The organism is Afipia clevelandensis ATCC 49720, assembly GCF_000336555.1.
GTDB classification, from domain to species: Bacteria; Pseudomonadota; Alphaproteobacteria; order Rhizobiales; family Xanthobacteraceae; genus Afipia; species Afipia clevelandensis.
The window spans coordinates 244,482-257,836 of record NZ_KB375281.1 but is presented as its reverse complement, the minus strand read 5'-3'; the positions used below and the strand labels follow the sequence as shown (position 1 = coordinate 257,836).

The following is a 13,355-nucleotide window of genomic DNA, read 5'->3' as shown; positions in this document are numbered from 1 at the left end:
GTCCGTCATTGCGAGCGAAGCGAAGCAATCCATTCTTAGGAAAAGCTGGATTGCTTCGTCGCTACGCTCCTCGCAATGACGGCGGAGGGACGGCCTTCTTTTGATAGAAGCCGCCGTTCCGGCTTATCTCTTCGCTTCGATATGCTTGTCGAAGACGATGGTGCCCTTCTCGTTCTTCACGATGTTGTAGCCGTGAAGGCCGTCGCCGTTTTCGTCGAAGTTGTACTGGCCTTCGGCGCCCTCGTATCCCTTGATCGCAAGGATCGCCGAGCGGATCTTTTCCGGCTCGGTGGACTTGGCGGTGTTCATCGCCTTGGCCAGCACGTTGATCGCATCGTAGGTCCAGGCGCTCTGGTTGTCCGGTGCGAGCTTGTAGGCGTCACGGTAGGCCTTGCCGTAGGCCTTCGCCGTTGGACTGGATTCCTCGGCGTAATCGGCGACGCCATAGGTGCCGTAAAGCGATGCGCCCGCCAGACGGGTCGACGACACGCCGACAATCGAGGGAGACCCGACCCACGGAATGTTGACGCCGAGCTGGCGCAACTGGCGCGCGAAGATGCCGAGATCGTTCTCGAAGGTGAAGTAGGAGCCCAGCACATCCGCGCCGGACTGCTTGATCGCGAGCACCACCGGCGTGAAATCCTGGCTCTGGTTGGCGTAGCCCTGATCGAGCACCGGCGTAATGCCGAGCTTGCTCAATCCTTCCGTCAGTGCCTTGCCGCCCGCCGTGCCGAAGGCATCGGTGGAATGCAGCACGGCCCATTTCTTCTTGCCGAGGGTGTTGGTGCCGTAATCCGCGATTACGCTGCCGGAATAGCTGTCATTGGGACGGAAGCGGAACAGCCACTTGTTGCCCATATGGGTCAGGTTCGGGTCGGTGCCGCCGATCGCCACCGGCTTGCCGAGCTTCAGGACGTCCGGCGCCATGGCATGCACCTGTGTCGAGCGGATCGAGCCGAGGAAGGCGACGATGTCCGACTGCGAGGCAAGTTTGGAGAACGCCAGCACAACGCCGGGGTTGGTGGTCTGGTCGTCTTCGGTGATCAGTTCGAGCTGCTTGCCGAGAACACCGCCGGCCTTGTTGACGGCTTCAAGCGCGAGCTTTGCGCCGTTCAGAGCGAATTTGCCCTGCTCCGCCGCCGAACCGGTGACGGGGAGGACCATGCCGATCTTGATGGTGGCGCCCTGTGCTCCGGCACTTTTGATCAGTGCCGGTGCTGCAAGCGTCGCAGCCATTCCGACAGAGAAATCGCGTCGCGATAATTTCATTCGTCGTCCTCCCAAAATAGCCGTGCTTTTTCCGCCGGCCTTGGAAGGATTAGATGTGCGAAAAACAGGAATGTCTACCGATACCGTGCGGAAAATTTCAAACATCCGATCTTTGCGTTGCAGCACATCCCCCGGCCCTCATTTCGCCCAGAACCCTGCCGTCATCGAACTGACAAACCGCGGGACGCGACAATTTTGCCGTTTTGGTGCACTGCGCCACGTTTTCGGATGAACCAAAGCGTGCTATGAGCGACCAATACATATCGACTGCAACCGATGGTGTTTACCGATGTCTTTTTCCGCCTTCCGTTTTGATTATCGCCGTTTCCGCATCGCCACCCTGGCGGCGGCCGCCCTGATGGCTCCGGCGCTCGCGCAGGCCGATTCCGCGCCGTTTGCCAACTATGCGGGCAACTGGTCGGGCAGCGGTTCGATCACGATTGCAAACAGCGGTACGGAGCGCATCCGTTGCCGCGGCACCTATACGGTCGATGGCAGCGGCAACAACCTGCACCAGGTCCTGCGCTGCGCCAGCGACAGCTATAAGTTCGAGCTTACCAGCGATATCGCGGCCAAAGGTGGCAACATCACCGGTTCCTGGAGCGAGGCGAGCCGGGGCGTGAATGGCAGCGTCGAAGGCAGCATTGCCAACGGGCAGGTCACGGCGCTGGTCCAGACCAACGGCTATGCGGCGACCTTCAATGTCACGACCCGCGGAAACAGGCAGTCGGTCGCGATCAGTTCCAAAGGCGAATTGCGCGCTGTGAACATCAGTCTCGCGAAAAGCAACTAATCCTCAAGCCAAAACGATAACGGCCCGCTGGACCATCCGGCGGGCCGTTTCTTTTTGCATGGCCCGGCGATACGGGCCGTCACTTCCGGCCCCAGGCCGCCTTGATCCTGTGCGACGTGCTGATCAGCCACATCGCGGTCGGCCGCAAGATGAACAGGTCCGCGATCAGCGCCGCGATCATGGCGAAGGCGGACAGCCATCCGAACAGGCGCAGCGACGGCAAATCCGAGAACACCGTCACCACGAGCCCGCAGGCCAGCACCACCGTCGTCAGGATCAACGCCGGGCCAACAAGTACGGTTGCACGTTCGACCGCCTCCCCCTCGTCCACACCCGGTTTTTCTTCAAGTCTCAACCTGTTGAGGAAGTGGATGGTCGCGCTGAGGCCGAGGCCGAACGACACCGTGAGCGCTACGACGCTGGCGAATTGCAGCCCCTCGCCCAAAAACCACAGGACCGTGCCGGAGAGCACCACCGGGAAAATGCCCGGCAGGATGCTTGCGAACATCACCACCACGGAACGGAACGCCAGCCCGATAAAGGCCGCGACGAGAAGGAATTCGATGGTCAGGCCGTGATTGAGCTTGTCGATCATGTTGGCGCTGTTGCGCGCGGCGATGGCGGACAGCCCCGTCACGGCGATCTCATATCCGGGATGCGCCTTGCGCACCGCGCCCATGGCCGCGTCGAGCTTCTCCACCGTCGGCAATATCTGGCTGGAATCAAGGTCCGGCACGCGGCCCGAGACGACCACAGCATCCTGATCCTTGGAGATGAAGCGCCGCACCAGATATTCCGGCAGCAGATCGACATACTCTTTCAAGATAGCAACATCGGAGCGGCCTGCCTTTTCGGCCAGCCAGCGCCGCAGCGTTTCGATCGACCAGACGTTGCCGACGCCGGCCTGCTTTTCGATAATGCCATGTACGGCCGCGATGGTGTCGAGCGTTTCCTGATCGTAGAGCGACTTGCCCTTCGGGAACTCGATCAGCACGTCGATCGGATTGGCGCCGGTCAATTTGGCATCAAGGCGGCTCGATGCCTCCACCGCCTGCTGTTTGTCCGGCACCTGATCGGCGAGGCGATAGCGCGGCTCGAGGCTCGCATAGATGATGCCGAGACCGAGCACCACCAGCAGCGCGATCAGGCTGAACAGTCCGGGATGGCCGACCATGCGCTTGGCAATGAACGCGCAGAAGGCGCGCAATGCTTCCACGCCCCGGTCCGCGCCCTTCACCTTGGTCGCGAGCAGGTTTTCCTTGCGCACCAGCAGCACGCCGAACACCGGCACCAGCGACAGCACCGCGATCAGCGCGATGATGGTGGCCATCAGTCCCGCCTCGCCGAAAGACCGGATCAGATCGGAATCCGAGAACTGCAAGGCGAGGAACGACAAGGCTGCCGTGCCATGGGTCAGGACGCAGGCCGGCCCCACCACCAGCACGGCGTTGCGGAACGCGGTCATCTTGTCCTCGCCGGCAATCAGGCGATCGCGTGCGGCAAAGGTGAGTTGCATCGAGTCGGCGAAACTGATGACCATGATGAGCGGCGTCATCACGTTCAGGAACATGTTCAGGCTGAAACCGAGCCAGCCCAGCGTGCCGATCGAAAGCAGGATCGCTAGCAGCGGCGGAAACGCCGCGACGATCATGAAGGAGATGCGCCGGAAGAAGATAATGGCAATGATACAGCCGGCCAGAATGCCAGCGATATTGTAGGTCAGCCCGTCACGCTCGACCGCGTTGCGGATTTCGAGTTGCATCACCGGAACGCCGGACAGTTGGCTATTCAGCCCGGTGCCTTCGAGATCGTCGGCCATCAGCTTGCGGACTTCGCCGATGGTCGCGTTGAGGCCCTTGTTGCCGACAATCTTGGGATCGAGCGCCAGCACGATCAGCGCAAGCGTGCCATCTTCCGACAATAGCTTGCCCTTGATGACTTCATTCTCACGGACGCGCTTGATGAAGGCATCATAGGCGGCACCCTCCGGCAGCGTCTCCGGGAACAAGGCCGCAGGCAGCCTGCCGCCTTCCGGTGGCTGGCGGGCCGAGAACAGCGAAATGATCCCGCGTGTGCCGTCCACGAGCTGCAGGTCGGTTACGAGGTCGCGCAGCTTCTCGAGCGAATTGCGCTCCAGCAGCGTCTTGCCTTCCACCACGACCAGCACGTCATACTCGCTGGACGGGAAGCGCTTGGTCACCTCTTCGTACTGCTTGTACTCGGGCGTGTCGGACCGGAACAACTGACTGAGCGAGTCGTCGATCTTGATGCGCTGGATGCCGAACACAGCGACCACCACAAGCGCCAGCAACACCGCCGCCGCCGTGCGCGGAGCACGTAGTGCAATCAGCCCGATCCGTTCCAGACCGAACGCGATGCTGAAATGACGTTTTCCGGAATCGCTGGGAGCGGACTCTTTTGAAATCTGGTGCAACGGACGGTTCCGATTCGATGGCAAGCCGACGTTTTGTCTAGCAGATTTCCTCAATACCGGGGCGTGCCCGCCAAATAAAGCAGCAATAAGTGGTCTTTGCGACACATCCCGCTCCGAGGGAACGCGGCCCCGCGCAAGGCCCGGATTTGCCCCTAAATACGGCATAATGGATCGTTCTGTCCAAGGCCGGGAGCACCGGAATACGGGTTTTGGCGCTGCCGCCCCTGCGATATAACCCCGGCCATGTCATACAAAGTTGCCGCCTTTTATCAGTTCGTCGCACTGCCGGATTTCGAGAACCTGCGGGAGCCGCTGCGCAATATGTGCGTGGCGCTGGACATCCGGGGGATCATTCTGCTCGCCGCCGAAGGCATCAACGGGACGGTGGCCGGCGGCGACGCCGCCATCGACGCCCTGATGAACCAGTTGCAGCATGGTGCCCTGTTCGACGGCCGCCTGAACAATCTGGAATTGAAATTCTCCGCCGCCGCCAACATGCCGTTCAACCGGATGAAGGTCCGCCTCAAAAAGGAAATCGTCCGGCTCGGCGATCCCGAGACCGATCCCAATGCGCAGGTCGGCACCTATGTCGACGCCGCGGACTGGAACGACCTCATCAGGCAGGACGATGTGCTGTTGCTCGATACGCGCAACGCATTTGAAGTGGAGATGGGCACGTTTGAAGGCGCTGTCGATCCGAAAATCACCCGCTTTGGCGAGTTTCCGGAATTTGCCGGCAAGACGCTCGATCCGGAGAAGCACACCAAAATTGCGATGTTCTGCACTGGCGGCATCCGCTGCGAAAAAGCCAGCTCCTATCTGCTGTCGCAGGGCTTCAAGGAAGTCTACCACCTCAAGGGAGGCATCCTGAAATATCTGGAAGACATTCCCGAGGATCAAAGCCTGTGGCGCGGTGAGTGTTTTGTGTTCGATCAGCGCATCGCCCTTGGCCATGGATTAAGCGAACGTCAGGTCCTGGGCGGCGACGGCGCCGACCACACCGATGCGACCGAAATTGAAATCAGCGAACAGGCCAATGACTGAAACCCCCTCGCCCGCCTCGCGGATCGAAGCACTGGAAATCCGGATCGCCTATCTGGACCAGACCATCGAGACCCTGAACACCACCATTACGGCGCAGTGGAAGCAGATCGACGCCCTGAGCCGCGAAATGCTCAACCTGCGCGAACGGCTTGAAGACGCCGAGGCGAAATCCGGCGGTGTCCCTGCGAGCGAGCGGCCGCCGCATTATTAAAGTCTGCCGCAATTGTCACAAACCGGCTTGCCTAGTACATGGCAGGAATCCGGGGCCGGCATCCGGGTCACCTTCCTAAAAAAATTGGTATTTTCAGCGCGGCTATGTATGGTCCCCTCACCAAAAGGGAGGACAAGAATGCGCAAGATTGCAATTTTCGCGGGCGTTGCTGCGGCTCTGGCCGCAGCGCCAGCATCGGCAGACGATCTCAAGATCGCGCTGATCTACGGCAAGACCGGACCGCTCGAAGCCTATGCCAAGCAGACGGAAACCGGGCTGCGCATGGGTCTGGAATACGCCACCAAGAACACGATGATGGTCGACGGGCGAAAGATCGTCCTCATCACCAAGGACGATCAGGGCAAGCCGGACCTCGCCAAGGCGGCGCTGGCCGAAGCCTATCAGGACGACAAGGTCGATCTCGCCATTGGCACCACCGCCTCGGGCGCAGCGCTCGCGATGCTGCCGATCGCCGAGGAAAACAAGAAAGTGCTGATCGTCGAGCCAGCGGTCGCCGACGCCATCACCGGCGAGAAGTGGAATCGCTACATCTTCCGCACCGGCCGCAACTCGTCGCAGGACGCGATCTCCAACGCGGTCGCCATCGGCAAACCGGGCGTGACCATCGCAACGCTGGGTCAGGACTTCGCGTTCGGACGCGACGGCGTCGCCGCGTTCAAGGAAGCGCTGGCGAAAACCGGCGCGACGCTGGCCGCGGAAGAATACGTGCCGCCGGGAACGACCGACTTTACAGCGGCAGGTCAGCGCCTGTTCGACGCGCTGAAGGACAAGCCCGGCAAGAAGATCATCTGGGTGATCTGGGCCGGCGGCGGCGATCCGCTGACCAAGATTCAGGATATGGACCCGAAGCGCTACGGCATTGAACTGTCCAGCGGCGGCAACATCCTGCCCGCGCTCGCCGCCTACAAGCGGCTGCCCGGCATGGAAGGCGCCACCTATTACTATTACGCCATCCCGAAAAACCCGATCAACGACTGGCTCGTCGCCGAGCACAAGAAGCGCTTCAACGCGCCGCCGGACTTCTTTACGGCGGGCGGTTTCGCGGCGGCGATGGCTGCGGTCACCGCCGTGCAAAAGGCGAAGTCCACCGACACCGAGAAGCTGATCGCGGCGATGGAAGGCATGGAGTTCGATACGCCCAAGGGCAAGATGATCTTCCGCAAGGAAGACCATCAGGCGCTGCAGAGCATGTACCACTTCAAGGTCAAGGTCGATCCGAACCTTGCCTGGGCCGACAACGAACTGGTCCGCGAACTGAAGATCGAGGACATGCAGATCCCGATCAAGAACAAGAGGTGAGGTTTTCACCTCTCCCCGCTCGCGGGGAGAGGTCGGAGACTGAGAGCAGCGAATGCTCCGGGGTGAGGGGCTGATCGCTGACTTCGAGACTTGCCCCTCACCCGCTCGCCTGACGGCTCGCGACCTCTCCCCGTAAACGGGGAGAGGTGAAAAAGAAGTCGCTCGCATCAAACCATCGATAACGAATACATGCCCCTCACCTTAGAGACCCGCGACCTGACCATTCGCTTCGGCGGCCATGTCGCCGTCAACAAGGTGAGTTGCACATTCCGCCCCGGCGAACTGACCGCCATCGTCGGCCCGAACGGCGCCGGCAAGACCACCTATTTCAACCTGATTTCCGGACAGTTGCGCCCCACCGGTGGAGACGTCCTGCTCAATGGCGAAGACATCACCCGCCTGTCAGCGCCGCTGCGCACCCGCAAGGGCCTCGGCCGTGCGTTCCAGCTCACCAATCTGTTTCCGAACCTGAGCGTCGAGGAAAACGTCCGCCTCGCCGTACAAGCGGCCAGCGGCGTGCATTACGAAATGCTGCGCCCCTGGATGAAGCGCCGTGACCTGATCGAACGCGCCGACAGCATCCTCCAGTCCATCGCGCTCGGCAACCGCCGCACGGTCGCGGCCGCTGCGCTCTCGCATGGCGACCAGCGCAAGCTCGAAGTCGCGCTGATGATGGCGCTGGAGCCGAAAGTCTTCATGTTCGACGAGCCGACCGCGGGCATGAGCGTCGATGAAGTGCCGGTCGTGCTCGACCTGATCGCGCGGCTGAAACAGGACAGCAGCAAGATCATCCTTCTGGTCGAGCACAAGATGGATGTGGTGCGCTCGCTCGCCGACCGCATCATCGTCCTGCATAACGGGCAACTGGTCGCCGACGGCAAGCCCGCCGAGGTGATCGCCTCGCCGATCGTGCAGGAAGCCTATCTCGGCATCGCGCCCGGAAAGAGTGCGGCATGAGCGACATGTTGACCCTCACCGGCGTTCACACCCACATCGCGCAGTATCACATCCTGCACGGCGTCGATTTCACGGTGCCCGAAGGCCAGACCACGATGCTGCTCGGCCGCAACGGCGCGGGCAAGACCACGACATTGCGCACCATCATGGGCCTGTCGTCGCCCTCCTCCGGCCAGATCAAACTCGCCGGACAGACCATCGAGAAGCTGGCGACGCCTGACATCGCCAGTCTCGGCGTCGGCTATGTCCCCGAAACCATGGCGGTGTTCTCGGACCTGACCGTGAAGGAAAACCTTGTCCTCGCCGCGCGTGAAGGCCCGCTTGATGATGTGCGGCTGCAGTGGATTTTCGGATTCTTCCCGGCGCTGAAACGCTTCTGGCTGTCGCGCGCAGGCTCGCTCTCCGGCGGACAAAAGCAGATGCTGTCCATTGCCCGCGCCATTGTCGAGCCGCGCAAGCTGCTCCTGATCGACGAACCGACCAAGGGCCTCGCCCCTGCCATCGTGGTCAACCTGATCGAATGTCTCGCTGAAGTGAAAAAGAGCGGCGCGACCATTCTGCTGGTCGAACAGAATTTCCGCGTCGCGCAGGAGGTCGGTGACACTGTGCTGGTGATGGACAACGGCAGGATCGTGCATCGCGGCGCGATGGCCGAACTCGCCGGAGACACCGCGTTGCAGGAAAAGCTGCTGGGTCTGAGCCTCGAGGCGCATCAATGACCGACACAACTTCACCCGTCACTGTTGAGCCACTTCCGCAAGCGAAGCGTGACATCATTCCGCTGCTGCTTCCGGTCGCGCTGGCGCTGGCCATGATCCCGCTGATCGGCTCGCCTTCGACCTGGGTGACGCTGACGGTCGCCAGCCTCGCAATGGGCATGATGATCTTCATCATGGCGTCCGGCCTGACGCTGGTGTTCGGCCTGATGGATGTTCTGAATTTCGGCCACGGCGCGTTCATCGCGGTCGGCGCCTATATCGCAACGCTGGTGCTGGTGCCGATGGCCGGCTACGTGCAGGCGGATTCGCTTGGGCTCAACCTGCTTGCGCTCGCACCCGCCGCCTTGCTGGCGATGGCCGTGTCCGGCGCGCTCGGCCTTGTGTTCGAGCGCGTATTGATCCTTCCGGTTTATGGCAATCACCTCAAGCAAATCCTGATCACCATGGGCGGGCTGATCGTCGCCGAACAGATGCTTTATGCGCTGTGGGGGCCGCAGCGCATTCCGCTGCCGCTGCCGACGTCCCTGCGCGGCTCTTTCATCTTCGGCGACATCGCGATCGCCAAATATCGTGTGCTGGCCATGCTGGTCGGCCTCGTCGTGTTCGGCCTTGTGCTGCTGGTGTTGAACCGCACCAAGATCGGCCTGCTGATCCGTGCGGGTGTCGAAAATCGCGAAATGGTCGAGGCGCTCGGCTATCGCATCAAACGATTATTCTTGGGCGTGTTCATGGTCGGCTCCGCGCTCGCAGGACTCGGCGGCATCATGTGGGCGCTCTATCGCGAAGAGGTGCACGCTTCCATGGGCGGTGACCTGACGGTGCTGATATTCATCGTCATCATCATTGGCGGCCTCGGCTCCATCGGCGGCTGTTTCATCGGCGCCATTCTGGTCGCCATGGTCGCGAACTATGGCGGCTTCCTGGTGCCGAAGTTGGCGCTGATCTCGAACATCCTTCTGATGGTCGCAATCCTGATGTGGCGGCCGCGCGGGCTTTATCCGGTGACCAACAGATAAAAGATTTGCAGATGATGATCCTTTCCGGCGATCCGCCGCGCAGCCGCGTTCTCAGCCTTCTGCTCATCGTCATCGTGACGCTGCTGGCGCTGGCGCCATTCCTGTTCCCCGGCGCCAAGGCGATGAATGTCGCCACCAAGATCTGCATCTTCGCGGCGCTGGTTGCGTCCTACGACCTGCTGCTGGGCTACACCGGCACGGTGTCGTTCGCGCATACGATGTTCTACGGCATCGGCTCTTACGCCATCGCCATCGCACTGTACGCGATGGGCCCGACATGGGCGGGCGTCGCCACCGGCATCATCGTCGGCTTGCCGCTGGCCGCCCTGCTCGCCCTTTGTATCGGGCTGTTCTCGCTGCGCGTGCAGGCGATTTTCTTCGCGATGATCACGCTGGCGGTCGCGTCGGCGTTTCTGGTTCTGGCCTCGCAACTGTCCTGGCTCACCGGCGGTGACGATGGACGCAGCTTCCGATTGCCCGAACTGCTGCGGCCCGGCACCGTGCTGATCTCGAAGGACATTCTCGGCTTCGAGTTCACCGGCCGCACGCTGACCTATTACATCGTGTTCTTCGGCGCGGCGGCGATGATCCTGTTGCTGCTGCGGATCGTGAATTCGCCGTTCGGCCGCGTGTTGCAGGCCGTGCGAGAAAATCGTTTCCGGGCCGAAGCGCTGGGCTATCGCACCGTGTTCCACCTGACATGGGCCAATGTGATTGCGGCGCTGGTGGCCGCGGCTGCGGGCATGCTGAATTCGCTGTGGCTGCGCTATGCCGGCCCCGATACGTCGCTCTCCTTCACCATCATGGTCGATATTCTGCTGATGGTGGTGATCGGCGGCATGGGCACAATGTACGGCGCTATTATCGGCGCCGCGATGTTCATTCTGGCGGAAAATTATCTGCAGACACTGATGGGTATGGCCTCGAAAGCCACCGCCAGCGCGGGCATTCCGGTGCTGCCCGACCTGTTGCATCCGGACCGCTGGCTGCTGTGGCTCGGCCTGCTGTTCATCGCCAGCGTCTACTTCTTCCCGACCGGCGTTGTCGGCAAGCTACGCGGGAAAAAGGCGTAGCGTCATCTCTCGTTCGTCATGGCCGGACTGATTCGGGCCACCCACGTCTTGATACGTCATCCAAAAACGTGGATGCCCGGGACAAGCCCGGGCATGACAACATTTGACGTTTTTGATCTGCGATTCAACTTCGTCATTGCGAGCGAAGCAAAGCAATCCATCTTTGCGTGCTTCAATAAGCTGGATTGCTTCGTCGCTAACTCTCCTCGCAATGACGTGATGCGATCACCGCGCCGGGTCCGGATAAACCAGACCGCGCCAGCCGCCGCGATCGAACGGCTTCCACTCGCCTTCGGCCTGCGCCAGGCGATCGGCGACGGCGTAGACAATCGCGGGATGATGACCCATGCCGCAATGGCTGGCGCCGTTCACCTCGATGTTCTCCGCGTATGTGCCGGGCTGTTCGATGCAACTCTGCCAAGCACAGATTCCATCGGTGCGGCTGAAGATCGCCGTCGTCGGCACCGGCGGCGTCTTCGACATGTGGCCGCCGAGATGGGTGTCGTAGTCTTCGGCGCTCTGCCCGCTGACAGCCTCGTAAGTGCGCCACGCATTGGTCGCGCGCGGATGGCCGCCGAACGGGCTGCCGAGCGTAATTACCGAGCGCACGCGATCCGGCATCATCTTCGCGAGCTGACGCGCATAGATACCGCCAAGGCTCCATCCCACGAGGCTGACCTTGCGGCCATGAGTCTCGTTGAGGTCTTTCACCAGGTTACGCATGGCCTCTTCCACACCGGCGCGCGGACCGAAGTTGCGGCCAAGGCCCCAGCCGCTCACGGCATAACCGCGGCCCTTGAGAAACGAACGCAGCGGCCGTGTCGCAGCATCGCTGGTGATGAGTCCAGGCAGCACAAGCACAGGATGACCGTCACCCTTTGGCGCGAGACTCAGCAGCGGAAGCGCGCCGAGGAACGCACCGAACTCGTTGATCGCACGCGCTTCCAGCAGCATCAGCAGTCTGGACGGCGGGCGAAGCGTCTGAGCAGCAGCAGTCATTCGATGTCCTTTTCCTCTGTACGTTCCGGCTTTCGGCCGGCCGAACTCAGTCAATTTCGATATGCGAAACCACCTGGTCAAAACGCAAATCACCAAAACGGTCATGAAAGCTAGGGTGCGATTTTCTCCATTTCAAGCATTGAAAAGCACGTTTCAAACGTATGTTCTGTGGACTGTGGCAAATTTGTTCTGCGAGAATCACACAGCCTTCAGCGCAATCTCCGCTGTATGCAGCGCAAGACCGGCCAAACCGCCAATCAGCGCGCCGTTGAAACGGATGTACTGAAGGTCCTTGCCGATGTTGATCTCGATCAGGTTGATCAGTTGCTTCATGTCCCACGACTTGACCTGATCGGCGATGAAACGCGACACGCCGCTCTTCTGCTCTGCGATGAAACTGCGCAACACGGCGACGATGCCCTTGTTGATCTCCTCGCGCATCTCGCTGTCCGCGCGCAGTTGCATGCCCGCTTCGACAAACAGCCGGCTCAAGTGATGATGCAGGACATTGCTCTCGCCGCTCGCGCTTCTGTCGATGAACGTCTTGACGTTGCCCCAGATATCGCCCGCGAGCGCCGCGAGTTCCGGCCGCGCCAGCAGATCGCGCTTCAGGCTGTCAAGACGGTCCGCATAGGCCTTGTCGTTGGCGAGCTTGTCCGGCAACGCCATCAGGATGCGATCGACCTCGTCGCGAAACGGATGTTTCGGATCGGCGCGCACCTCTTCAAAGAACGACGTTGCGGAGGCCGCGATCCGCTTCAGCAGGAACCTGTCGGCGCGATAGAACTTCAGCAGCGTCGGCAATTCGTTGCGGATCTTCTCGCGGATCATCTCCAGTGTTTCAGGCTTGTTGAGCGAATCGTGAATCGCCTGCAGGAGATCGTCCAGCATCTCCTTGTGGCGGCCTTCGGCGACGAAGCCGCGCAATGTCCCCGCCGCCAGCGGCGCGAGATCGACGCCCTGCAACTGCGTGATGATGCGGCGTGTAAAGTAGGACCGCAGCCCGGAGGTTTCGGCGGCCGTCAGCGCTTCCGGCAACATGCGCAGAACGAAACGCGCAAGATCGGAACTTTTCTTCGGGTCGGTCAGCCAGTCCGAGATGAAGGATGCGAAATCGACCTCACGCAGTTTCGCATCCACCGGCGCGGGGCTGAGAAAATGCACCTCGATGAACTCGCCGAGTTTCTCGGCGATGCGGTGCTGATTCTGCTGAATGATCGCCGTGTGGGGAATCGGCAGGCCCAGCGGCCGCCGGAACAGCGCGACCACCGCGTACCAGTCGGCAAGCCCGCCGATGGTCGCCGCTTCCGCGAACGCCGCGACGAATCCGAACGCCGGATGCGCGCGCTCCATCATCCTGGCAACGACGAGCAACACGACGCAACCCGCGAGCACGAGCGTCGCAAGCATCTTGATCCGGCGCAGTTCGGCGGCGCGGGCGATGTCCCCGCCGTCGGCCACGAGCACGAATTTCTCTGTCTCAGCCATGATCGATCCTGCTCAACCGACATTGCCTCGCG

The 13,355-nt window shown here is 61.3% G+C and carries 12 protein-coding genes; 8 read left to right on the top strand and 4 right to left on the bottom strand.

Annotated features, from left to right (window positions below; translation table 11 throughout):
• Positions 1–123: 123 nt before the first annotated feature.
• Entirely contained in the window at positions 124–1,269 is a 1,146-nt protein-coding gene (locus tag HMPREF9696_RS01125) for an ABC transporter substrate-binding protein (RefSeq protein WP_002711093.1), read from the bottom strand.
• A 289-nt stretch (positions 1,270–1,558) separates the two neighbouring features.
• On the opposite strand from HMPREF9696_RS01125, the gene HMPREF9696_RS01120 reads away from it, so the two are divergent.
• Positions 1,559–2,062, top strand: a complete 504-nt coding sequence (locus tag HMPREF9696_RS01120; RefSeq protein ID WP_002711092.1) for a hypothetical protein — start codon at positions 1,559–1,561, stop codon at positions 2,060–2,062.
• Between the two features lie 79 nt (positions 2,063–2,141).
• On the opposite strand, the gene HMPREF9696_RS01115 is transcribed toward HMPREF9696_RS01120, so the two are convergent.
• On the bottom strand, positions 2,142–4,496 hold the full coding sequence (locus tag HMPREF9696_RS01115) for an efflux RND transporter permease subunit (protein ID WP_002711091.1): 2,355 nt from the start codon (positions 4,494–4,496) through the stop codon (positions 2,142–2,144).
• Between the two features lie 243 nt (positions 4,497–4,739).
• Between HMPREF9696_RS01115 and trhO the strand changes: the two genes are divergently transcribed.
• The 7 genes from trhO to HMPREF9696_RS01080 all read left to right on the top strand — a co-directional run bounded on the left by trhO (position 4,740) and on the right by HMPREF9696_RS01080 (position 10,836).
• Positions 4,740–5,540, top strand: a complete 801-nt coding sequence (trhO, locus tag HMPREF9696_RS01110; RefSeq protein ID WP_002711090.1) for an oxygen-dependent tRNA uridine(34) hydroxylase TrhO — start codon at positions 4,740–4,742, stop codon at positions 5,538–5,540.
• Positions 5,533–5,751 carry a SlyX family protein gene (locus tag HMPREF9696_RS01105; protein WP_002711089.1) on the top strand — a complete coding sequence of 73 codons (219 nt, stop codon included), beginning with the start codon at positions 5,533–5,535 and terminating at the stop codon, positions 5,749–5,751. The genes trhO and HMPREF9696_RS01105 overlap by 8 nt, the downstream gene beginning before the upstream one ends.
• A gap of 138 nt (positions 5,752–5,889) precedes the next feature.
• Positions 5,890–7,071, top strand: a complete 1,182-nt coding sequence (locus HMPREF9696_RS01100; RefSeq protein WP_002711088.1) for a substrate-binding domain-containing protein — start codon at positions 5,890–5,892, stop codon at positions 7,069–7,071.
• A 189-nt stretch (positions 7,072–7,260) separates the two neighbouring features.
• The gene (locus HMPREF9696_RS01095) at positions 7,261–8,028 is read left to right on the top strand and encodes an ABC transporter ATP-binding protein (protein WP_002711087.1); all 768 of its coding nucleotides are present in this window, start codon (positions 7,261–7,263) and stop codon (positions 8,026–8,028) included.
• On the top strand, positions 8,025–8,747 hold the full coding sequence (locus HMPREF9696_RS01090) for an ABC transporter ATP-binding protein (RefSeq protein WP_002711086.1): 723 nt from the start codon (positions 8,025–8,027) through the stop codon (positions 8,745–8,747). Before HMPREF9696_RS01095 ends, HMPREF9696_RS01090 begins: the two co-directional genes overlap by 4 nt.
• Complete coding sequence (locus HMPREF9696_RS01085; protein ID WP_002711085.1) at positions 8,744–9,763, top strand: branched-chain amino acid ABC transporter permease; 1,020 nt, start codon at positions 8,744–8,746, stop codon at positions 9,761–9,763. Before HMPREF9696_RS01090 ends, HMPREF9696_RS01085 begins: the two co-directional genes overlap by 4 nt.
• A gap of 11 nt (positions 9,764–9,774) precedes the next feature.
• Positions 9,775–10,836: a branched-chain amino acid ABC transporter permease gene (locus tag HMPREF9696_RS01080; protein ID WP_040301051.1), complete on the top strand. Its 1,062-nt coding sequence runs from the start codon at positions 9,775–9,777 to the stop codon at positions 10,834–10,836.
• A 225-nt stretch (positions 10,837–11,061) separates the two neighbouring features.
• On the opposite strand, the gene HMPREF9696_RS01075 is transcribed toward HMPREF9696_RS01080, so the two are convergent.
• Complete coding sequence (locus tag HMPREF9696_RS01075) at positions 11,062–11,835, bottom strand: esterase/lipase family protein (RefSeq protein WP_002711083.1); 774 nt, start codon at positions 11,833–11,835, stop codon at positions 11,062–11,064.
• Between the two features lie 198 nt (positions 11,836–12,033).
• Positions 12,034–13,323, bottom strand: coding sequence for a DUF445 domain-containing protein (locus HMPREF9696_RS01070; protein ID WP_002711082.1), 1,290 nt, complete (start codon positions 13,321–13,323; stop codon positions 12,034–12,036).
• Positions 13,324–13,355 lie beyond the last annotated feature (32 nt).

What these genes read in the sequence shown, in the direction of transcription:
- HMPREF9696_RS01125 (WP_002711093.1), bottom strand. Translation starts at nt 1,269, where the DNA reads ATGAAATTATCGCGACGCGATTTCTCTGTCGGAATGGCTGCGACGCTT.
- HMPREF9696_RS01120 (WP_002711092.1), top strand. Translation starts at nt 1,559, where the DNA reads ATGTCTTTTTCCGCCTTCCGTTTTGATTATCGCCGTTTCCGCATCGCC.
- trhO (WP_002711090.1), top strand. Translation starts at nt 4,740, where the DNA reads ATGTCATACAAAGTTGCCGCCTTTTATCAGTTCGTCGCACTGCCGGAT.
- HMPREF9696_RS01105 (WP_002711089.1), top strand. Translation starts at nt 5,533, where the DNA reads ATGACTGAAACCCCCTCGCCCGCCTCGCGGATCGAAGCACTGGAAATC.
- HMPREF9696_RS01100 (WP_002711088.1), top strand. Translation starts at nt 5,890, where the DNA reads ATGCGCAAGATTGCAATTTTCGCGGGCGTTGCTGCGGCTCTGGCCGCA.
- HMPREF9696_RS01095 (WP_002711087.1), top strand. Translation starts at nt 7,261, where the DNA reads ATGCCCCTCACCTTAGAGACCCGCGACCTGACCATTCGCTTCGGCGGC.
- HMPREF9696_RS01090 (WP_002711086.1), top strand. Translation starts at nt 8,025, where the DNA reads ATGAGCGACATGTTGACCCTCACCGGCGTTCACACCCACATCGCGCAG.
- HMPREF9696_RS01085 (WP_002711085.1), top strand. Translation starts at nt 8,744, where the DNA reads ATGACCGACACAACTTCACCCGTCACTGTTGAGCCACTTCCGCAAGCG.
- HMPREF9696_RS01080 (WP_040301051.1), top strand. Translation starts at nt 9,775, where the DNA reads ATGATGATCCTTTCCGGCGATCCGCCGCGCAGCCGCGTTCTCAGCCTT.
- HMPREF9696_RS01075 (WP_002711083.1), bottom strand. Translation starts at nt 11,835, where the DNA reads ATGACTGCTGCTGCTCAGACGCTTCGCCCGCCGTCCAGACTGCTGATG.
- HMPREF9696_RS01070 (WP_002711082.1), bottom strand. Translation starts at nt 13,323, where the DNA reads ATGGCTGAGACAGAGAAATTCGTGCTCGTGGCCGACGGCGGGGACATC.